This window comes from Streptomyces sp. NPDC002701 (genome assembly GCF_042889045.1).
Classification (GTDB): Bacteria; Actinomycetota; Actinomycetes; order Streptomycetales; family Streptomycetaceae; genus Streptomyces.
Window position 1 is genome coordinate 104,868 of record NZ_JBIAQL010000001.1, and the last position, 21,237, is coordinate 126,104.

Here is a 21,237-nt window from a genome sequence, read left to right on the forward strand (position 1 = left end):
TCAGTACTCTTGCGTTTATGAGCACTCTTGAGCCTGAGACCCAGCCCCAGCGAGGCACTGGGACGGGGACCCTCGTAGAGCCGACGCCGCAGACGTCGCACGGCGACGGGGACCACGAGCGCTTCGCCCATTACGTCCAGAAGGACAAGATCATGGCGAGCGCGCTCGACGGCACGCCCGTCGTCGCGCTCTGCGGCAAGGTGTGGGTCCCGGGCCGGGACCCGAAGAAGTACCCCGTGTGTCCCATGTGCAAGGAGATCTACGAGTCCATGGGCTCCGGCGGCGACGACGGCAAGGGCAAGGGCGGCGACAAGTAGCGTCCCCGGTGGCCTCACGGGCCCGCCGCGCCCCGCGACGCCGTGGGGGTGCGGTGCGCCGCGTGGACGCAGGACGGCCGCGGTGCCCCGGTGCGGGGTGCCGCGGCCGAGTCGTGTGCGCTCTCGCCGTATCCGGGGCCTTTGTCCCGACGGGCCGTTGCATGGAGTGCTTCAGCCGGTCACAGACTGGTTGAGACCTCTTGTGGGCATGTTCATGTACTCCATAGCCTCCCGTGTGTTGTGCAGCGCAAAACCACCATTGCACGTGCTGCAACGCGCCCCCGGAGGACGCCCTCATGAAGCTCGCCCAGCTCTCTGCCCGAATGGCCGCCCCGATCGCCGCGCTCGTCGTCGCCGGACTCACGGCGACCGCCTGCGCACCGGAGTCCTCCGACAACTCCGGTGGCAAGGACGAGAAGAGCGGCACCCTGCGCGTGTGGCTCTTCCAGGAGGTCGGCAACGCGCCGAAGGAGAAGGTCGTCGACCGGGTCGTCACCGCCTTCGAGAAGTCCCACGAGGGCACGAAGGTCGACGTCCAGTACATCCCCGTCGAGACCCGCGCCGAGAAGATCAAGGCCGCCTTCAACGACCCCAAGAGCGCGCCCGACCTCATCGAGTACGGCAACACGGACACCGCCGGCTACGTCAAGGACGGCGGGCTCGCGGACGTCACCGAGGAGTTCACGGACTGGAGCGAGTCCAAGGACACCGACCCGACCGCCAAGCAGTCCGTCACGGTCGACGGCAAGATCTATGGCGCCCCGTACTTCGTCGGCGTCCGCGCCCTCTACTACCGCACCGACATCTTCGACGAGCTGGGCCTCGACGTACCGAAGACGCAGGACGAGCTGATCAGCACGGCCAAGGAGATCCGGCAGGCCAAGCCGGACCTGTACGGCCTCGCGGTCGGCGGCGCGTACACCTACGGCGCGATGCCGTTCATCTGGGCCAACGGCGGCGAGATAGCCCAGGGCAAGGGCGGCTCGTACGCCTCGACGATCGACGCGCCGCAGGCCCAGAAGGGCATCAAGGCGTACACCTCGCTCTTCGGCGACGACAACTGTCCGGCCGACAAGTGCGCGGGCATGGGCGGCAACGACACCGTCACGGCGTTCGCCTCCGGCAAGGCCGGCATGGCCATCGGCGGCGACTTCAGCCACGCGGCGATCGAGGCGGGCAAGGTCAAGGGCAAGTACGCCGTCGTACCGCTGCCGGGGGTGAAGTCGGGTGACATCGCTCCCGCGTTCGCGGGCGGCAACAACCTCGGCGTACTGAACAGCACTTCGCACCGCACGCTCGCCGTCGACCTGATGGAGCAGCTCGCGGGGAAGAAGACACAGGGGGCGCTGTTCGACGCGATGGGCTTCCTGCCGACGTTCACGGACGTGCGCCAGGACGTGGCGAAGCGTGAGCCGTTCGTCGAGCCCTTCGTGAAGACCCTCGGCGCCGGCGCCAAGTTCGTCCCGGCCTCGCCCGCCTGGTCGCAGATCGACGCGTCCCTGGTCCTGCCGACGATGTTCCAGGAGGTCGTCAGCGGACGCAAGAACGTGGCGGCCGCCTCCAAGGACGCGGCCAAGAAGATGAACGCCGCGTTCAGCTCCGCGGGATGAGCGGGGTGCTCCGCAGGATGAGCCGGATGACGAACCGTGGCCTGCCGGGACCCGTCCCGCCGCCCGGCGCCGAGCGGACACCCGCGGCGGCCGGCCGGCCCGGGATGGCGGGAACACCGCCCGGCCTCCCGGAATCCGACCAGGCCACCGCCTCCGGACCGGGTGCCGCCTCCGGGCCGGCCGCCGCGTCCTGGCCGGGTGCCCCTGGGCCGGCTGCTCCCGAGCCGGGTGCCTCTGGGCCGGCTGCTCCCGGACCGGGCGTCTCTGGGTCGGCTGTCTCTGGGGCGGCTGTTCCCGGGCCGGGTGTCTCAGGGCTGGCTGTCCCCGGACCGGGTGCCAGTGGACCCGGTGTCTCTGGACCGGGTGCCACTGGACCCGGTGTCTCTGGACCGGCTGTTCCCGGGGTGGCCTTGTCGGTTGCGGCGGCGGGACGGCCGGCCGCCGGGACCGAGCCGGTGAAGAGCGCGACGTCCGGGGCCGCACGTCAAGGGCCCCGGGCGGGCCGCGGTGGCGGCGGGCCGGGGCGCAGGTCCCCGCTCGCCCGCGGCGGCTGGACGCCCTGGCTCTACCTCGCCCCCGCGCTCGTCGTCATTGGCGGGCTGCTCGTCTACCCCGTCTACCAGCTCGGGCTGATCTCCTTCCTGGAGTACACGCAGGCCCAGGTCAGCGGCGGGGAGCCGACGACCTTCCAGGGCTTCGGGAACTACGCGACGCTCTTCCGGGACGAGCAGTTCTGGCAGGTGCTGCTGGCCACCGTGGTGTTCGCGGCGGCGTGTGTCGTGTCGACCCTGGCGGTCGGCTGCGCGCTCGCCGTCCTCCTGACACGTGTCCGTGCCGTGCCGCGACTCGCCCTGATGCTGGCCGCGCTCGGCGCGTGGGCGACCCCCGCGGTCACCGGGTCGACGGTGTGGCTGCTGCTGTTCGACCCCGACTTCGGGCCGGTCAACCGGGTCCTGGGACTCGGCGACCACTCCTGGACGTACGACCGCTTCAGCGCCTTCGCCCTGGTCCTGCTCGAAGTGGTGTGGTGCTCCTTCCCGTTCGTGATGGTCACGGTGTACGCCGGTATCCGCGCCGTGCCCTCCGAGGTCCTGGAGGCCGCCTCCCTCGACGGCGCCTCCCAGTGGCGGATCTGGCGCTCGGTGCTGGCGCCGATGCTCCGCCCGATCCTCGTCGTCGTCACCATCCAGTCGGTGATCTGGGACTTCAAGGTCTTCACGCAGATCTACGTGATGACGAACGGCGGCGGTATCGCCGGCCAGAACCTCGTCCTGAACGTGTACGCCTACCAAAAAGCCTTCGCGTCCTCCCAGTACAGCCTCGGGTCGGCGATCGGAGTGGTGATGCTGCTGATCCTGCTGGCGGTCACGCTCGTCTATCTGAGGCTGCTGCGAAGGCAGGGGGAAGAACTGTGAGTTCGGTGACGTCCGGTCATTCCGTGACAGCGGCGAGTTCCGCGAAAACCCCTTCTCCCGCACGCTCCACCCGGCCCCCGGGATTCGTACGACATCTCGTACGCCGTTCCGTGCGGCGGCCCTGGCGGCTCGCCGCGGAGATCTCGGCGCTGCTGGTGGCGGCGGTCGTCGCATTTCCCCTCTACTGGATGGTGCTCAGCGCCTTCAAACCGGCCGGGGAGATCGAGTCGACCAGCCCGCGGCCCTGGACGCTCTCCCCCTCACTGGATTCCTTCCGGCGCGTCTTCGGGCAGCAGGAATTCGGCCGGTACTTTCTCAACAGCCTGATCGTGGCGGTCACCGTGGTCGCCGTCTCGGCGCTCATCGCGTTTCTCGCGGCGACCGCCGTGACCCGATTCCGCTTCCGTTTCCGCACCACCCTGCTGATCATGTTCCTGATCGCGCAGATGGTGCCCATCGAGGCGCTGACGATTCCCCTCTTCTTCCAGATGCGGGACTTCGGGCAGCTCAACACCCTGGGCGCGCTGATCCTGCCCCACATCGCCTTCTCGCTGCCCTTCGCGATCTGGATGTTGCGGGGATTCGTGAAGGCCGTTCCCGAGGCGCTGGAGGAAGCCGCCTACATCGACGGGGCGAGCCGCACCCGGTTCCTGTGGCAGATCCTTTTCCCGCTGGTCCTTCCGGGACTCGTCGCCACCAGCGTGTTCTCCTTCATCTCCGCCTGGAACGACTTCCTGTTCGCCAAGTCCTTCATCATCAGCGACACCTCGCAGTCGACGCTGCCGATGGCCCTCCTCGTCTTCTACAAGCCCGACGACCCGGACTGGGGCGGCGTGATGGCCGGATCCACGGTGATGACGATCCCGGTGCTGATCTTCTTCGTACTCGTGCAGCGGCGCCTGGTCTCCGGACTGGGCGGCGCGGTGAAGGACTGACGTGAACGACGCGACACGTGAGAGCCCGGCGTCGCCCGGCGTGATCCCGGCGCCCCGCTCCGTACGGGAGTCCGCGCGCCCGGGCGTCCCGCTCGGCGCGGACACCACCCTGTGGGGCGGGCCCGGCACGGGCACCGCCGAACGCTGGCTGCGCCACACCCTCGGCCCCGCCCTCGGACTTCCGCTGCCACCGGGCGCCGACAGGGCGCGGGGCGCGCGGAACACCCCGGACCGCGTGCGGCTGCTCATCGACGAGTCCCTGCGGCCGGAGGCGTACGTACTCGACGCCGACGCCGAACGGGGCGTCGAGATCAGGGGCGGTGACCCGGCCGGAGTGTTCTGGGGCGCGCAGACACTGCGTCAGCTCATTGGCCCGGACGCCTTCCGGCGCGCTCCCGTCCGCCCGGGAGCCACCCACACCGTCCCGCACCTGACCATCGAGGACGCCCCCCGATTCGGCTGGCGCGGCTGCATGCTCGACGTCTCGCGGCACTTCATGCCGAAGGACGGCGTCCTGCGCCATCTCGACCTGATGGCCGCGCACAAGCTGAACGTCTTCCACTTCCACCTCACGGACGACCAGGGCTGGCGCATCGAGATCAAGCGGTATCCGAAGCTCACGGAGACCGGGTCATGGCGGGCGCGCACCAAATTCGGCCATCGGGCCTCGCCGTTGTGGGAGGAGAAGCCGCACGGGGGCTTCTACACGCAGGACGACATCCGCGAGATCGTCGCGTACGCCGCCGAGCGGCATATCTCGGTCGTCCCCGAAATCGACATCCCAGGGCACTCGCAGGCGGCCATCGCCGCATATCCGGAACTCGGCAACGCCGATGTCGTCGACACGCTCTCCCTCTCCGTCTGGGACACCTGGGGCGTCTCGAAAAACGTACTCGCCCCCACTGACAACGCCCTCCGTTTCTACGAGGGCGTCTTCGAGGAACTCCTCGGCCTGTTCCCCTCGGAGTTCATCCACGTCGGCGGCGACGAGTGCGCCAAGGACCAGTGGCAGGCGTCCCCCTCCGCACAGGCACGGATCAGCGAACTGGGCCTCGCGGACGAGGACGGGCTGCAGTCCTGGTTCATCCGCCACTTCGACCACTGGCTCACCGCGCGAGGACGCAGGCTGATCGGCTGGGACGAGATCCTGGAGGGCGGGCTCGCCCCCGGCGCCGCCGTCTCCTCGTGGCGCGGCTACCGGGGCGGCATCACGGCCGCGCGGGCGGGCCACGACGTCGTCATGTGCCCCGAGCAGCAGGTCTACCTGGACCACCGCCAGGCCGACGGCCCGGACGAGCCGGTGCCCATCGGTTTCGTGCGGACCCTGGAGGACGTCTACCGTTTCGAGCCCGTACCCCCGGAGTTGACGCCCGCTCAGGCGCGGCACGTGCTCGGTACCCAGGCCAACCTGTGGACCGAGGTGATGGAGGACCGGGCCCGCGTGGACTACCAGGCGTTCCCGCGGCTCGTGGCCCTCGCGGAGGTCGCCTGGAGCACCCTGCCGGCGCCCGCGGAACGCGACTTCGCCGACTTCGAGCGGCGGATGACCGCCCACTACCCGCGACTTGACGCCCTGGGGGTCGCCTACCGGCCACCCGCCGGGCCGTTGCCGTGGCAGCGGCGCCCCGGAGTGCTCGGACGCCCGATCGAGGGACCGCCCCCGAACGTGTGAGGCCGCTCTCGGAGGGTGTCGCCCGACGCGGCCGGCTGGGACGGTGGCCCCTGCGGAGAAAGGACCCCAATGGACATCGAAAACTGTCAATTCACGCTGACGGGCGATGTGGTGCGAAAACGGACCATCCGCTGATGGCGGGTAGGAATGCCTCCTAGCGGACCCCCGCGTCGGGGAACGGGGAAGATGTGCCAGAGTTGCCACGTCCGCCCTGTCAGCACGTACCGTACGGCAACACAGGTGGGACCAGGTGGGGCAGCGGGAAGGGGCAGCCGGTTTGACCACGCACGCACCGCAGGCGGCGCAGGCCGTGACGCTGCCCGCCTCACTCGACGAGGCCGTGGCGGCGCTGGCCGCCATGCCCGCCGCCGTTCCCGTGGCCGGCGGCACCGACCTCATGGCCGCCGTCAACTCCGGGCAGCTCAGGCCCGCCGCGCTCGTCGGCCTCGGCCGGATCAGCGAGATCCGCGGCTGGCAGTACCAGGACGGCCACGCGCTCCTCGGCGCGGGCCTCACGCACGCCCGTATGGGGCGTCCCGACTTCGCCGCGCTCATCCCCGCCCTCGCGGCCGCCGCGCGGGCCGCGGGACCACCGCAGATCCGCAACGCGGGCACCCTGGGCGGCAACATCGCCTCGGCGAGCCCCACCGGGGACGCGCTTCCGGTGCTGGCCGCCCTGGAGGCGACCCTCATCGTCGCAGGCCCGGGCGGCGCCCGCCGCGAGATCCCCGTCTCGCACCTGCTCGCGGGCATGGAGATGCTCCGCGGCGGTGAACTCATCGGCTACGTGCGCGTGCCGCTGCTGCACGCGCCGCAGGTCTTCCTGAAGGCGACCGGACGGACCGGCCCCGGGCGCGCCATCGCGTCCGTGTCGCTCGTCCTGGACCCCGCCCGGCGCGGAGTGCGGTGCGCCGTGGGTGCCATAGCGCCCATGCCGCTGCGGCCCCTGGACGCCGAGCAGTGGGTCGCCTCGCTGATCGACTGGGACAACAACCGCGCGATCGTGCCCGAGGCGCTGGCCGCCTTCGGGGAGTACGTCGCCGCGGCCTGCATCCCCGATCCGGCCCCCGCCGAGGACGGCTCCGTACCGCCGCTGCCGCCCGCCGTACTGCACCTGCGGCGCACCGTCGCCGCGCTGGCCCGACGAGCACTGGGGAGGGCACTGTCGTGACCGACGACCAGCACGGAGAGGGCACGCCCCAGGCGGGGAGCCGCTGGGACCCGCTGCCCCAGGGCGACTACGACGACGGCGCCACCGCCTTCGTCGAGCTCCCCGAAGGCGGCATCGACGCCCTCCTCGCGGACTCACCGCTCGCCGCGCCCGGCCACGGCTACGTACCGCCGCAGATCACGGTGACGCCCGCCCCGGGCGCCGACACCGACCCGTCCACCGGCTCCTGGGCCCTGCCGCCCGAGGCGGCCGGCCCCGGGCAGCCGGGAGACGTGCGGTGGCCCGACCCGAACGCCCTGCCCGAGGAGCACCGGGAGCCCGCCCAGGACTCCTTCGCGTACCGGCCGGGCACCACGGGCCAGTGGACCTTCGACCAGCCCGCACAGGACGGCCAGGGCGGTCAGGGCGCGCCCGGACACGACGTGACCGGGCAGTGGTCCATTCCGGTCGCCGACGGGGACCTGCCGGACGAGTCCGGCGAGTTCACCACGTCCGCGCTGGTCGAGCAGTGGGGCGGCGGGAACCCGCCCGCCACGCTGCCGGGCGGGGCGGCGGCGCCCTGGGCCGACGAGCCCTGGGCCCAGCAGCCCGCCGACGGGACCGCGCCCCGGGACGGGCACGGCGGCCCCGGGCAGCCCTCCGCGGGACACGGCGCCGCCGAGATCATCGACGTCTCCGGAGAGCACGCCGACGAGATCGCCGTCTCCGTGGAGCGCGATCCGGGGCACGACGAGCCGGCCCCGGCCCGCCACGACCACCAGGAGCAAGGCCGCGGGGAGTTCGCGGACGGCTCCGAGGACGCGCCGGAAGCGGCCGCTTCGCAGGAGCCGGACGAACAGGGCGCGGACGCCACGGACACCGGCGCCGACGGGGAACCCGCCGACGACTCCCAGGGCGTCCCGCCGCACAACGACCACCCCCTCGCCTCGTACGTCCTGCGGGTGAACGGCGTCGAACGGCCCGTGACCGACGCCTGGATCGGTGAATCCCTGCTGTACGTACTGCGCGAGCGGCTCGGCCTCGCGGGCGCCAAGGACGGCTGCTCGCAGGGCGAGTGCGGCGCCTGCAACGTGCAGGTGGACGGGCGGCTCGTGGCGTCCTGCCTGGTGCCCGGCGTGACCGCGGCCGGCAGCGAGGTCCGCACCGTCGAAGGGCTCGCCGCCGACGGGCAGCCCTCGGACGTCCAGCGGGCGCTCGCCAAGTGCGGCGCCGTCCAGTGCGGCTTCTGCGTCCCCGGCATGGCCATGACCGTCCACGACCTCCTTGAGGGCAATCCGGCACCGACCGAGCTGGAGACCCGCCAGGCGCTGTGCGGCAACCTGTGCCGCTGCTCCGGCTACCGGGGCGTCCTGGACGCCGTACGCGACGTCGTGGCCGAGCGCGAGGCCCACACGGCCGCGGAGAGCGCCGGGGACGGCGACGAGGCCCGTATCCCGCACCAGGCGGGCCCCGGCGCCGGAGGCGTCAATCCGTCCGCGTTCGAGCCCCACCAGCCCCACGAGCAGCCGTACGGCCAGGACGGAGGCCAGGCGTGAGCAACGACACCGCCACCGCGACCACCGCGCAGCCCGGTGCCGCTCCGGAGCCGCCCCCGCACGGCCTCGGCGTGTCCCTGCCGTCCGCGGAGGCCCGCGCCAAGACGGAGGGCACCTTCCCGTACGCGGCGGACCTGTGGGCCGAGGGACTGCTGTGGGCGGCCGTCCTGAGATCGCCGCACCCGCACGCGCGCATCCTGTCCGTCGACACCACCCACGCGCGCGAGATGCCCGGCGTACGGGCCGTCATCACCCACGAGGACGTGCCCGGAACCGCGCTCCTGGGCCGCGGCAGGCCCGACCGTCCGGTGTTCGCCTCCGAGGTCGTACGCCACCACGGAGAGGCCATCGCGGCCGTCGCCGCTGACCACCCCGACACCGCGCGCATGGCCGCCGCCGCCGTCATCGTCGAGTACGAGGTCCTCGACCCGGTGACCGACCCGGAGCAGGCGTTCGAGGCCGAACCCCTGCACCCGGACGGCAACCTCATCCGCCACATCCCGCTGCGCCACGGCGACCCGGACGCGGCCGGTGACATCGTCGTCGAGGGCCTGTACCGCATCGGCCGCCAGGACCCGGCCCCGATCGGCGCCGAGGCCGGACTCGCCGTGCCCCGCCCCGACGGCGGCGTCGAGCTCTACGTGGCGTCCACCGACCCGCACACCGACCGGGACACGGCCGCCGCCTGCTACGGCCTGGAACCCGAACGCGTGAAGGTCGTCGTCACCGGCGTGCCCGGCGCCACCGCCGACCGCGAGGACCAGGGCTTCCAGCTCCCCCTGGGCCTGCTCGCCCTGAAGACGGGATGTCCGGTCAAACTGACCGCGACGCGCGAAGAATCCTTCCTCGGACACGTCCACCGGCACCCCACGCTGCTGCGCTACCGCCACCACGCGGACGCCGAGGGCAGACTGATCAAGGTCGAGGCGCAGATCCTCCTCGACGCGGGCGCGTACGCGGACACCTCCTCGGAGGCGCTCGCCGCCGCCGTCTCCTTCGCCTGCGGCCCGTACGTCGTCCCGAACGCCTTCATCGAGGGCTGGGCCGTGCGCACCAACAACCCGCCCTCCGGGCACGTGCGCGGCGAGGGCGCCATGCAGGTGTGCGCCGCCTACGAGGCCCAGATGGACAAGCTGGCGAAGAAGCTCGGCGTCGACCCGGCCGAGCTGCGCCTGCGCAATGTGCTGGCTACGGGGGACGTGCTTCCCACCGGCCAGACGGTCACCTGCCCGGCCCCCGTCGCCGAACTGCTCCAAGCCGTCCAGGACTTCCCGCTGCCCGCCCTCCCCAAGGACACCCCCGAGGACGAGTGGCTGCTCCCGGGCGGCCCCGAGGGCGCCGGCGAACCGGGCGCCGTGCGGCGCGGCGTCGGCTACGCCCTGGGCATGGTCCACATGCTCGGCGCCGAGGGCACCGACGAGGTCTCGACGGCCACCGTGAAGGTCCACGACGGCATCGCCACCGTGCTCTGCGCGGCCGTGGAGACCGGCCAGGGTTTCACCACGCTGGCCCGGCAGATCGTCCAGGAGACGCTCGGCATCGAAGAGGTCCACGTGGCCTCCGTGGACACCGACCAGCCCCCCGCGGGCCCCAGCGCCCGCGGCCGGCACACCTGGGTGTCGGGCGGCGCCGTCGAACGGGCCGCCAAGATGGTCCGTACGCAGCTGCTGCAGCCCCTCGCGCACAAGTTCGGGATGTCCACCGAGCTGCTCCAGATCACCGACGGCAAGATCACCTCGTACGACGGCGTGCTGTCGACGACCGTCACCGAGGCGATGGACGGCAAGGAGCTGTGGGCGACCGCGCAGTGCCGTCCGCACCCGACCGAGCCGCTGGACGGCGCCGGCCAGGGCGACGCCTTCGTGGGGCTGGCCTTCTGCGCGATCCGCGCGGTCGTCGACGTCGACATCGAGCTCGGCTCGGTACGCGTGGTGGAACTGGCGCTCGCCCAGGACGTGGGCCGCGTGCTGAACCCCGCGCAGATCACCGCCCGGATCGAGGCCGGTGTCACGCAGGGCATCGGCGCCGCCCTCACGGAGAACCTGCGCACCGCGCGCGGACTGGTGCGCCACCCGGACCTCACCGGGTACTCGCTGCCGACCGCCCTCGACGCCCCCGACATCCGCATCGTCAAGCTCGTCGAGGAGCGCGACGTGGTCGCGCCCTTCGGAGCCAAGGCCGTCAGCGCGGTGCCGGTCGTCACGTCCCCCGCGGCGGTCGCGTCCGCGGTACGGGCGGCGACGGGGCGCCCGGTCAACAGGCTGCCGATAAGGCCGCAGGCGGCCGTGGTGACGGCGACACAGTGACGCGCCGCGATGCTTGACGGCGTGGTCCTGATCACCGGCATCATGGCCGCCGGGAAGTCCACGGTGGCGCAGGCGCTCGCCGAGCGGCTCCCGCGGGCGGCGCACGTACGGGGTGACGTGTTCCGCCGGATGATCGTCAGCGGCCGCGCGGAGTACGAGCCCGGAGCCGGCCCGCAGAGCGACGCGGAGACGCAGCTTCGGCTGCGGTACCGCCTGTCGGCGGCGACGGCGGACGCGTACGCGCAGGCCGGCTTCACGGCGGTCGTGCAGGACGTGGTCCTGGGCGAGAACCTGACGGCGTACACCGAACTCGTACGGACCCGGCCCCTGTACGTCGTCGTGCTGGCGCCCAGCGCGGGCGCGGTGGCGCAGCGGGAGGCCGGACGGGACAAGACGGGGTACGGCGCGTGGACGGTCGAGCAACTCGACGGCGGCCTGCGTGCCGGCACCCCACGCCTCGGGCTGTGGCTGGACACCTCCGAGCTGACCGTGGACCGGACGGTGGACGCCGTCCTGGCGGGCCGGGAACGGGCCCGGATCCGCTGAGAACCCGCAGGTCAGGGCGGTCTCGGGGCGTTGTCAGTGGTGCCGGGTAGTGTTCTCGGCAGTGGGGGAGGACCGCTGGGCGGCGGGCCGGTTTCCGGTGTTCTGCGCGTATCCGTTCTGCGCGTGTCCGGACGTCGGCGTGTGCGTGCCGCCCGGCCCGGTCCTGCCGGGGGACTGCGGACGACGACGCGCGGGGGAACGATGAGCACGACGGACACCGGCACCAAGACGATCACTCTGCCCGGGGAAGCCCTGGATCCGTACGTCACGCACCCACCGACCCGGCACTGGCTGACGGGCCCCGGACTGCCCACAGACAGCGGCCTGTTCACCTTCGAGGCGCTGCGGGAGGACGGGCACGGGGTCGGGCCGCGCACGGTGGCGGCATCGACCGGGAACCCGGCCGGCCTCGCCGCGGACCTGCGCGACCACCTGGTGATCGGCGCGCTGCGGGACCCCGCCGGCCTGGAGACGGAGTCGATCCTGCTCGACGGAGCGACGGGCGAGGTGTCCACGTCCTGCCTCTTCGACGACCGCCCCGACCTGATGGAGCGCCTCCCGCTCGCACCCTCGCTCGCGGCGCTCACGGACTTCGCGGCCGCGACGGAGGAGATGGCCGCCAGGCGCGGCCGGTTCGCGTCCTACGAGGGCCGGTTCGGGCCGAAGGCGGTCAAGGGGATGACGCGGCACCTGCTCGCGCTGTTCGAGGAGGGCGCCGACGGCGAGGTTCCGCCGTTCTGGCGGATGGCCGCGCTGATCCGCCCGCTGGCCCTCGTCGCGGGCCCGCCCGCCGACGCGGCGCTGGCCCTCGACCTGCCGGGCCGCCTGCTGGACGAGGAGTTCGGGCAGGGCCGTGTCGTGCGCTTCGAGGACGTCGACTTCCCCGCGGCGCTGGCGCACGAGCCGACCCGGCGCTTCCTGCGCGAGACGGGCCTGCCCGAGGACGGCGTCCTGTTCCACCTGGACACGGACGTACCGCTGCCGACACTCGCCGAGTACTACGAGGACGAGCGCCCGGACGTGTTCACGGCCGACCAACTGCCCGCGCACAGCGACCGCCTGATCCGCCTCGGCCACCTGATCGAGGACAACAGCCTGGTCGTCGACGGGACGACGGGCGCGATCCTCGACTGGAGAGAGCCCGACGCCACGCTGTACGCCCTCAACACGGACGTCTCCACCCTGGCCTTCACCCTGTGGCTGCTCCACCGCGAGAGAACGATCGACGAGTCCCTCTCCCACGAACTGACCGAGGACGCCTACGACCACCTGGCCACGACGATGACGCAGACCCTGGCGACGGTCGACCCGACGGTCAGCACCCCGCGGGGCGAATGGCACTACTGGACCCAGATGTTCCAGGACGAGGCGGGCGGCGTGCTCTGACCCCGGCCCGCCCGTCCCACGACGCGGGGCCGGCCACCGAAAGGCGACCGACCCCGATCCGGACAGAGGCCGTGGCGGGAATCGAACCCACGTGCCTCGCTTTGCAGGCGAGTCCCTAAGCCACTCGGGCACACGGCCGAACTCGGTCCGGTGTTCCGGACTCGATGTGTCGACCGTAGGGGGCGGGCAGGGCGGGGCCAAGGGGGCCGCGTGGGATGCAACGGGACTGCCATACCGCGTTCACAAAGGAAGGGGGAGGGGCGATGGTCGTACGACCAAGGTCTCAGTCCTGGACCGTCTCCCGACAGGGGTCATCGAGGGTCGTGCCCCTTACGCTGGCGGAATGACCTCCCTTGAACCGGGCGACACCGGTGTCTCCGCCACCCCCGGCGCACCGGGCGGGGCCGTCGCGCCGGACGGCGTCCTCAGCCGTTCCCACCGGGCGCTGAGCATCGGCATCGTCTCCGTCGTGCTGCTGATCGCCTTCGAGGCGACGGCCGTCGGGACGGCCATGCCCGTCGCGGCGCGGGAGCTCGACGGGATTTCGCTGTACGCGTTCGCCTTCTCCGGGTACTTCACGACCAGCCTGTTCGGCATGGTCCTCGCCGGGCAGTGGTCGGACCGGGCGGGCCCGCTGGGCTCGCTCACCGCGGGGATGGGGGCGTTCGCGGCGGGGCTGCTGCTCTCCGGGACGGCCGGGACCATGTGGCTGTTCATCCTGGGCCGGGCCGTCCAGGGTCTCGGCGGCGGCCTGGTGATCGTCGCGCTGTACGTGGTCGTGGGACGCGCCTATCCGGAACGGCTGCGGCCGGCGATCATGGCGGCGTTCGCGGCGAGCTGGGTGGTCCCGTCCGTCGTCGGTCCCCTCGCCGCCGGCGCGGTGACCGAGCACCTCGGCTGGCGCTGGGTCTTCGTCGGCGTACCCGTGCTGGTCGTCCTGCCGCTGGCCCTCGCGCTCCCGCAGATACGGCGGCGGGCGTCCGGACCGGAGGACGGGACCCTCGCCGCGCCCTTCGACCGGCGGCGCATCCGGCTGGCCCTCGGCATCTCCGCGGGCGCGGGCCTCCTGCAGTACGCCGCCCAGGACCTGCGGTGGCTGTCCCTGGTCCCGGGCGTGGCGGGGGCGGCGCTGCTCGTCCCGGCGGTGCTCGGGCTGCTGCCGCGCGGCACCTACCTGGCGGCGCGCGGGCTGCCGTCCGTGGTGCTGCTGCGCGGTGTGGCCGCCGGATCCTTCATCGCCGCGGAGTCGTTCGTGCCGCTGATGCTGGTCACCGAGCGCGGGCTGTCCCCGACGATGGCCGGGTTCTCGCTGGCGGCGGGCGGGGCCACCTGGGCGCTGGGCTCCTTCGTGCAGGCGAGGGCGCGCGTGGAGCCGTACCGGGAGCGGCTGATGATGCTGGGCATGGTGCTGACCGCGGCCGCCATAGCCGCCGCGCCGAGCGTGCTGATCGACGGGGTGCCGGTGTGGACGGTGGCGGTGGCCTGGGCGTTCGGCTGCTTCGGGATGGGCCTGGTGATCTCCTCCAGCAGCGTCCTGCTGCTCAAGCTCTCCGCGCCGGGCCAGGCCGGCAACAACTCCGCCGCCCTCCAGATATCCGACGGCCTCTCCAACGTCGTCCTGCTCGCCGCGGGCGGGGCGGCCTTCGCGGCGCTGGGCGGCGGCACGGTCGCCCATGCGGCCACGCAGGCGTCCGGCGGCCACCCGGCCGCCTTCGTGGCGGTGTTCCTGCCGATGTCGGGGGTGGCGCTGGCGGGGGCGTGGGTGACCACGCGGCTGCGACCCGCCTGATGTCTTCGGTACCACCATGGCCCCCGTTTCGGTACCATGGTGGTATGGCTATGAACCTTCGTCTGCGCGACGACCAGCAGGAGGCGCTCAAGCTGCGTGCCGAAGAGGAGGGGCGCAGCATGCACGCCATAGTGCTTCAGGCGATCGACCGGTATCTGGAGCAGGAGGCGGACCGGGCGACCGTGCGCCGTCTGGGGGCCAGATACGCGGCAGGTCACGCCGACCTGTTGCGGAGGCTGGGGGAGTAGATGAAGTACCTCACGGTCCAGGAGGTCCTGGACCTGGCGGAGCTGGCGTGCGGGGAGCAGACGCAGGTTGCCGTGCGTGACCTGGGTCTGCTCAGCTCGGCCGTTCACCGCCCCCGGTCGCAGATGTTCGGTGTCGAGGCGTACACGGACCTCTTCGAAAAGGCGGCGGCACTTCTTCAGTCGCTTGCCGTGAACCGTCCTCTGGTGGACGGCAACAAGCGTACGGCGTGGATGTCGACGGTCGTCTTCCTCGACTTCAACGGCACCGAGATGCTCGACGTCGACCAGGACGAGGCGTACAAGCTCGTCATCGAGGTGGCCTCCGGCGACCTGGAGGACGTGCGGATGATCGCGCTGCGCCTGCGAGGGCTGCACTCGGCGATGTGAGCTGAGTCCCATCCGGTGTCGGCCCCGCGTCGTCCGCGCGTTGACGTTCGTGGGGCGCCGGTAGGGTGGCCCGGTTGTCATACCCAGCCGACACGTCATACGTAGCCGAGCCGCTCGACCACCCCCGGAGACCGTGACTACCGCCCGCCCGTCGCCCACCGCCACCGCCACTGGAGGGCCCCTCGTGCCCGCCTCCCCCGTCGCAGGTGCCACCTCCTCGCACCACCTGTCGCCCGCGTTTCCCGGGCGGGCCCCCTGGGGCACCGCCAACAAGCTGCGTGCCTGGCAGCAGGGGGCGATGGAGCGGTACCTCCAGGAGCAGCCGCGTGACTTCCTCGCCGTCGCCACGCCCGGCGCCGGCAAGACGACCTTCGCGCTGACCCTCGCCTCGTGGCTGCTGCACCACCACGTCGTGCAGCAGGTGACCGTCGTCGCACCGACCGAGCACCTGAAGAAGCAGTGGGCGGAGGCGGCCGCGCGGATAGGCATCAAGCTGGACCCCGAGTACAGCGCGGGCCCGCTCAGCAAGGAGTATCAGGGCGTCGCCGTGACCTACGCCGGCGTCGGCGTGCGGCCCATGCTGCACCGCAACCGCTCCGAACAGCGCAAGACCCTCGTCATCCTCGACGAGATCCACCACGCCGGTGACTCCAAGTCCTGGGGCGAGGCGTGCCTGGAGGCGTTCGAGCCCGCCACCCGCCGACTCGCCCTCACCGGGACGCCGTTCCGCTCCGACACCAACCCCATCCCCTTCGTCGCGTACGAGGAGGGCAACGACGGGATCCGCCGGTCCGCCGCCGACTACACCTACGGCTACGGCTCCGCCCTCGGCGACGGTGTCGTGCGGCCCGTCATCTTCCTCTCCTACAGCGGCAACATGCGGTGGCGTACGAAGGCGGGGGACGAGATCGCCGCCCGCCTCGGCGAGCCGATGACCAAGGACGCCGTCAGCCAGGCATGGCGTACCGCCCTCGACCCGCGCGGCGAGTGGATGCCCAGCGTGCTGCGGGCCGCGGACCGGCGGCTCACCGAGGTGCGCAAGGGCATCCCGGACGCGGGTGCCCTCGTCATCGCCTCCGACCAGGACTCGGCCCGCGCCTACGCCAAGCTCATCCGTGAGATCACCGGCACCAAGGCCACCCTCGTCCTCTCCGACGACACGGGCGCCTCCCAGCGGATCGACGAGTTCAGCCACAGCGACGACCGCTGGATGGTCGCCGTCCGCATGGTGTCCGAAGGCGTCGACGTGCCCCGCCTCGCGGTGGGCGTGTACGCGACCACCATCTCGACCCCGCTCTTCTTCGCGCAGGCCGTCGGCCGTTTCGTACGGTCCCGGCGACGTGGCGAGACCGCCTCCGTCTTCCTGCCGACCGTCCCCGACCTCCTCACCTTCGCCAACGAGATGGAGGTCGAGCGCGACCACGCCCTCGACAAGCCCAAGAAGCAGGGCGAGGAGGACCCGTACGCCGAATCCGAGAAGGAGATGGAGGAGGCGAACAAGGAGCAGGACGAGGACACCGGCGAGCAGGAGCAGTTCTCCTTCGAGGCGCTCGAGTCCGAGGCCGTCTTCGACCGGGTCCTCTACGACGGCGCCGAGTTCGGCATGCAGGCCCACCCGGGGAGCGAGGAGGAGCAGGACTACCTCGGCATCCCGGGGCTCCTCGAACCCGACCAGGTCCAGCTCCTGCTCCAGAAGCGGCAGGCCCGGCAGATCGCGCACAGCCGCAAGAAGCCGGACGACGAGGCCGACCTGCTCGAACTGCCCGCCGAGCGCCGTCCCGTGGTCTCCCACAAGGAGATGATGGAACTGCGCAAGAAGCTCAACACCATGGTCGGCGCGTACGTCCACCAGAGCGGCAAGCCGCACGGCGTGATCCACACCGAGCTGCGGCGCGTGTGCGGAGGACCGCCGAGTGCGGAGGCGACCGCCGGGCAGCTGCGCCAGCGGATCGAGAAGGTCCAGGAGTGGGCCACCCGCATGCGGTGACGTCCGCCCGTCTCCCGCGGGGACGCCCCCTTCCGAGCGCCGGTGCCGTCGCGGTACCGGCGCTCGCGTGTGTGCGCGCTCCGTACCGGTGTGGTGCACGCCGGACGGCCGCGCCGCGCACTTCCGGCCAAAGGTGGATCAAACCCTGGGTAACCGGAAGCGGTCCGTACCTGCTCATGACCGGATTCTGGACGGAGCCTTCCGCTGAGCGAACCGGCTCGCTACTGTCCCGCTACGCACACGCCCCGTGGCAGCGCCGCCGCGGAGCGCAGCCGGTGCCCGCCCGGGAGTGCCCGGGACGCTGCCGACCGGCGGCCTCTGACGCGCGTCGCCGACGGGACCGGTGACGTATCCGCCGCGTAGGGGGCCGCCGACTCTCACCACTAAGGAGTGGGCGTCGTGACCGCGGAGACCTCTCAGACGCTCGACCGGGGACTGCGCGTCCTCAAGCTGCTCGCCGACACCGACCACGGTCTGACCGTCACCGAGCTGTCCAACAAACTCGGAGTCAACCGGACCGTCGTGTACCGGTTGCTCGCCACGCTGGAGCAGCACGCCCTCGTCCGCCGTGACCTCGGCGGCCGTGCCCGGGTCGGGCTGGGGGTGCTGCGGCTCGGCCGCCAGGTGCATCCGCTGGTCCGCGAGGCCGCGCTGCCCGCGCTGCGGTCGCTGGCCGAGGACATCGGGGCGACCGCCCATCTCACCCTGGTCGACGGTACGGAGGCGCTCGCCGTCGCCGTGGTCGAGCCGACGTGGACGGACTACCACGTGGCCTATCGCGCCGGGTTCCGGCACCCGCTGGAACGGGGGGCGGCGGGCAAGGCGATCCTTGCCGCGCGGGCCGGGGCCCCGGACGGGCCCGGGTACACCCTTACGCACGGGGAGCTGGAGGCCGGGGCGAGTGGGGCCGCGGCGGCGTTGGTCGGGGTGACCGGGGTGGAGGGGAGTGTGGGGGTGGTGATGCTGGCGGATGCTGTGCCGGAGCGGGTGGGGCCGCGGGTCGTTGACGCGGCGCGGGAGGTTGCCGACGCGTTGCGGTGACCTCGGTCGACTGGTCGCGCCGTTCCCCGCGCCCCTGAAGGATTGCGCAGTTCCCCGCGCCCCTAGGGGACTGCGCCGTTCCCCGCGCCCCTCAAAAGCTGTGCCGTTCCCCGTGCCCCTGAAGGGAAAGACTGTGCCGTTCCCCGTGCGCCTTGAAAGGGCTGGTGCTTGGAGTGGGGTGGGTGGGCGTTAGATTGAACTCGTGTTCTCTTGGTTCTCTCGTCTCTCGCGGTCTCAGGCCGTTGCCGGCTGCGCGCTGCCCGTCGTGGCGCTGCTCGCCGTGGCGGTGTTCGTGCCGTTGCCGTTCTCGTTGGCTCAGCCCGGGATGACCGCGGACGTCCTCGGGGAGAACAGGGGCGACCCGGTGATCACGATCTCCGGTGCGAAGGCCCGGGAGACGAGCGGGCAGTTGCGGATGACGACCATCGAGGCGACCGGACCGGACGCGGACGTCGGCCTCGGTGACGTGCTCGACGGCTGGTTCCGTACGGACCGTGCGGTGATGCCGCGCGACTCGGTCTACCCCAACGGGGACAGCGTCAAGGAGATCGAGAAGTACAACGCCGAGGAGATGAGGAAGTCCCAGGACACCGCCACCGCGGCGGCCCTGAACCACCTCGGCGAGCAGTCGGACGGCATCGAGGTCTCCCTGAAACTCGCCGACGTGGGCGGTCCGAGCGCCGGGCTCCTCTTCTCCCTCGGCATCGTCGACAAGCTGGACGGCGACGGCAGCGGCGGTGATCTCACGGGCGGCAAAGTCATCGCGGGCACGGGAACGATCGACGCCGACGGGAAGGTCGGCGCGGTCGGGGGAGTGGCCCTCAAGACCCAGGCCGCCCGCCGCGACGGCGCGACGGTCTTCCTGGTCCCGAAGGCGGAGTGCGCGGACGCGCAGTCGGAGCTGCCGAAAGGGCTCCGCCTCATCCCGGTGACGACCCTGAAGGGCGCGGTCAGCTCGTTGGTGGCGCTGGAGAAGGGCAAGGGGCCGGTCCCCTCCTGCTGAGCTCGGTCCTGCCGCCGGAAGCTCAGCCCTCCTTCACGAACCCCTCCTCCTTCATCCAGTCCAGTGCCACCGCGTGCGGATCCTCGCCGTCGACGTCGACCCGGGCGTTCAGCTCCTGGGCCACCTCGTTGTCCAGCCGCTCGGTGATCGGGGCCAGGACGCCGGCGATCGCCGGATACTTCTTCAGGGTCTCCGTGTTGATCTGGGGAGCCGCGTTGTAGTTGGGGAAGAACTTCTTGTCGTCCGCCATCACCGCGAGGTTCATGGACTTGATGCGTCCGTCGGTGGTGAAGACCTCCCCGTAGGTGCAACTCCCCTTGGACACCTGGGTGTAGATGATCCCGGTGTCCATCTGCGTGATGTTCCCGGCGGGCAGTTCCATCCCGTACGCCCTCTCCATGCCCGGCATCCCGTCCGCCCGGTTGGCGAACTCGCTCTCCAGGCAGACCGTGACGGCCCTCGGGTCCTTCTTCGCGAGGGCGGCCACGTCGGAGAGCGTCCTCGTGCCGTGCTTCTTGAAGTTGGCCTGGTTCATGGCGAGCGCGTAGGTGTTGTTCAGCTTCGACGGCGCCAGCCAGGTCAGCCCGTTCTTCCGGTCGGCGTCGCGCACGGCCTCCCACTGCTTCTTCGGGTCCGCAATGGGCTCGCTGTTGCCCAGGTAGGTGATCCAGGCGGTGCCCGTGTACTCGTAACCGGCGTCCGCGTCCCCGTTCTTGACCGCTTCCCGGGAGCCGATGGACCCCTGGATGCCCGTGCGGTCGAGAACCTCGGCGCCGGCCGCCTGGAAGGCGATGCCCATGATCGCGCCGAGGACGAGCTGCTCGGTGAACTCCTTGGAGGTCACGGTGAGATCGGCGCCCTCGAGCGGCCGCCCCTGCCCGACCGATCCCGGCTTCACGTCGTCGACCATGGGCGACCCGCTGGTCAGCCCGCACCCGGAGACCACCACCAGCAGGGCCAGCACCGCCGGCGGACCCGTAATCCGTCGTCTCATGAGCCCGCCTCCAGCCCACGCGGACTGAGCAACAGCTCGGCCAGTGACGCCAGCCAGTCGACGAGCAGCGCCAGCGCGACGGTCAGGATCGACCCGAGGACCAGTACCGGCATCCGCTGGTTGGTGATCCCGGTCGTGATCAGTACCCCGAGGCCGCCGCCCCCGCCGAACGTGGCGAGCGTCGCCGTACCCACGTTCAGGACGAGCGCGGTACGGACGCCCGCGAGGATGAGCGGTACGGCGAGGGGGAGTTCGACGCGGCCCAGTACGCCCAGCGGTGACATGCCGATGCCCCGGGCCGCCTCCAGGAGCGTCGGGTCGTTCGCCTTCAGCCCCGCGATCGTGTTCGACAGGACCGGCAGGACGGCGTACGCGATGATGCCGATCAGCGCCGCCCGGCGCCCGATGCCCAGCCAGATCACCAGCAGGGCCAGCAGGCCGATCGCGGGCGTCGCCTGCCCCATGTTGGCGAAGGTCATGACGATCGGGGTGGCTCTGCGGAAGGCGCCGCGGGTCAGCACGACACCCAGCGGGATCGCGATGACGAGCACGAAGAACGTGGAGATCACGGTCAGCTCCACGTGCTGCCGCAGCGCCTTCCACACCTGCCCGTTCGAGAGGGCGTTCTCGGAGAGCGGGTCCAGGTCCGCCTGCTGGAACCAGACCCAGGTGGCGAGCAGCCCGACGACGAGCACAGCAGGCAGGAAGGTCAGCTTCCGCCAGCCGAACCTGGGCGCCCGCGGCGGGGCGGCGGCTGAGGCGAGGTCCCCTTCGAAAGCGGCCTCCCGCCCGGCCTCGGGACCGGCATCGGCGGAGCCGCGGGCGTCGCCTTCGGACCCCGTACGCACGCGCCGGACATCCGCGCGGTCACCACCGCCGCCGCCCTTACGGCCGC

At 71.8% G+C, this 21,237-nt stretch carries 18 protein-coding genes and 1 tRNA gene; 16 read left to right on the forward strand and 3 right to left on the reverse strand.

The window, feature by feature from the left end:
- Positions 1-17: 17 nt before the first annotated feature.
- The 10 genes from ACFYXC_RS00400 to ACFYXC_RS00445 all read left to right on the forward strand — a co-directional run bounded on the left by ACFYXC_RS00400 (position 18) and on the right by ACFYXC_RS00445 (position 12,893).
- The gene (locus tag ACFYXC_RS00400) at positions 18-317 is read left to right on the forward strand and encodes a DUF3039 domain-containing protein (protein ID WP_307539956.1); all 300 of its coding nucleotides are present in this window, start codon (positions 18-20) and stop codon (positions 315-317) included.
- Between the two features lie 296 nt (positions 318-613).
- On the forward strand, positions 614-1,927 hold the full coding sequence (locus ACFYXC_RS00405; RefSeq protein ID WP_389545130.1) for an extracellular solute-binding protein: 1,314 nt from the start codon (positions 614-616) through the stop codon (positions 1,925-1,927).
- Between the two features lie 455 nt (positions 1,928-2,382).
- Positions 2,383-3,342: a carbohydrate ABC transporter permease gene (locus ACFYXC_RS00410; RefSeq protein ID WP_389545133.1), complete on the forward strand. Its 960-nt coding sequence runs from the start codon at positions 2,383-2,385 to the stop codon at positions 3,340-3,342.
- Positions 3,343-3,452: 110 nt separating this feature from the next.
- Positions 3,453-4,277, forward strand: a complete 825-nt coding sequence (locus ACFYXC_RS00415) for a carbohydrate ABC transporter permease (RefSeq protein ID WP_389546691.1) — start codon at positions 3,453-3,455, stop codon at positions 4,275-4,277.
- Between the two features lies 1 nt (position 4,278).
- Positions 4,279-5,949 carry a beta-N-acetylhexosaminidase gene (locus tag ACFYXC_RS00420; RefSeq protein WP_389545136.1) on the forward strand — a complete coding sequence of 557 codons (1,671 nt, stop codon included), beginning with the start codon at positions 4,279-4,281 and terminating at the stop codon, positions 5,947-5,949.
- A 277-nt stretch (positions 5,950-6,226) separates the two neighbouring features.
- Entirely contained in the window at positions 6,227-7,120 is an 894-nt protein-coding gene (locus ACFYXC_RS00425) for an FAD binding domain-containing protein (RefSeq protein ID WP_389545139.1), read from the forward strand.
- Positions 7,117-8,655, forward strand: a complete 1,539-nt coding sequence (locus tag ACFYXC_RS00430) for a 2Fe-2S iron-sulfur cluster-binding protein (protein WP_389545142.1) — start codon at positions 7,117-7,119, stop codon at positions 8,653-8,655. The genes ACFYXC_RS00425 and ACFYXC_RS00430 overlap by 4 nt, the downstream gene beginning before the upstream one ends.
- Complete coding sequence (locus ACFYXC_RS00435; protein WP_388922024.1) at positions 8,652-10,961, forward strand: xanthine dehydrogenase family protein molybdopterin-binding subunit; 2,310 nt, start codon at positions 8,652-8,654, stop codon at positions 10,959-10,961. The genes ACFYXC_RS00430 and ACFYXC_RS00435 overlap by 4 nt, the downstream gene beginning before the upstream one ends.
- Positions 10,962-10,970: 9 nt before the next feature.
- Positions 10,971-11,507, forward strand: coding sequence for an AAA family ATPase (locus ACFYXC_RS00440; RefSeq protein ID WP_389545145.1), 537 nt, complete (start codon positions 10,971-10,973; stop codon positions 11,505-11,507).
- A 201-nt stretch (positions 11,508-11,708) separates the two neighbouring features.
- On the forward strand, positions 11,709-12,893 hold the full coding sequence (locus ACFYXC_RS00445) for an SUKH-4 family immunity protein (RefSeq protein WP_389545148.1): 1,185 nt from the start codon (positions 11,709-11,711) through the stop codon (positions 12,891-12,893).
- A 66-nt stretch (positions 12,894-12,959) separates the two neighbouring features.
- Here the strand turns inward: ACFYXC_RS00445 and ACFYXC_RS00450 are convergent.
- A tRNA-Cys gene (locus tag ACFYXC_RS00450) sits at positions 12,960-13,031 on the reverse strand.
- 205 nt (positions 13,032-13,236) lie between these two features.
- Here ACFYXC_RS00450 and ACFYXC_RS00455 point away from each other — a divergent pair.
- From ACFYXC_RS00455 to ACFYXC_RS00480, 6 genes are all read left to right on the forward strand, one after another.
- Entirely contained in the window at positions 13,237-14,682 is a 1,446-nt protein-coding gene (locus tag ACFYXC_RS00455; protein ID WP_389545151.1) for an MFS transporter, read from the forward strand.
- A 50-nt stretch (positions 14,683-14,732) separates the two neighbouring features.
- Positions 14,733-14,930: an Arc family DNA-binding protein gene (locus tag ACFYXC_RS00460; RefSeq protein WP_389546694.1), complete on the forward strand. Its 198-nt coding sequence runs from the start codon at positions 14,733-14,735 to the stop codon at positions 14,928-14,930.
- Entirely contained in the window at positions 14,931-15,317 is a 387-nt protein-coding gene (locus tag ACFYXC_RS00465; protein ID WP_389545154.1) for a type II toxin-antitoxin system death-on-curing family toxin, read from the forward strand. It abuts the gene before it with no gap.
- Between the two features lie 184 nt (positions 15,318-15,501).
- On the forward strand, positions 15,502-17,304 hold the full coding sequence (locus tag ACFYXC_RS00470) for a DEAD/DEAH box helicase (RefSeq protein WP_388922009.1): 1,803 nt from the start codon (positions 15,502-15,504) through the stop codon (positions 17,302-17,304).
- Positions 17,305-17,703: 399 nt separating this feature from the next.
- Positions 17,704-18,345, forward strand: coding sequence for an IclR family transcriptional regulator (locus tag ACFYXC_RS00475; protein ID WP_388922006.1), 642 nt, complete (start codon positions 17,704-17,706; stop codon positions 18,343-18,345).
- 202 nt (positions 18,346-18,547) lie between these two features.
- The gene (locus tag ACFYXC_RS00480) at positions 18,548-19,348 is read left to right on the forward strand and encodes a S16 family serine protease (protein ID WP_388922003.1); all 801 of its coding nucleotides are present in this window, start codon (positions 18,548-18,550) and stop codon (positions 19,346-19,348) included.
- A gap of 22 nt (positions 19,349-19,370) precedes the next feature.
- Here the strand turns inward: ACFYXC_RS00480 and ACFYXC_RS00485 are convergent, their stop codons facing one another.
- Positions 19,371-20,342 carry a glycine betaine ABC transporter substrate-binding protein gene (locus ACFYXC_RS00485; RefSeq protein ID WP_389545159.1) on the reverse strand — a complete coding sequence of 324 codons (972 nt, stop codon included), beginning with the start codon at positions 20,340-20,342 and terminating at the stop codon, positions 19,371-19,373.
- Positions 20,339-21,190, reverse strand: a complete 852-nt coding sequence (locus tag ACFYXC_RS00490) for an ABC transporter permease (RefSeq protein WP_389545161.1) — start codon at positions 21,188-21,190, stop codon at positions 20,339-20,341. Before ACFYXC_RS00490 ends, ACFYXC_RS00485 begins: the two co-directional genes overlap by 4 nt.
- Between the last annotated feature and the right edge of the window lie 47 nt (positions 21,191-21,237).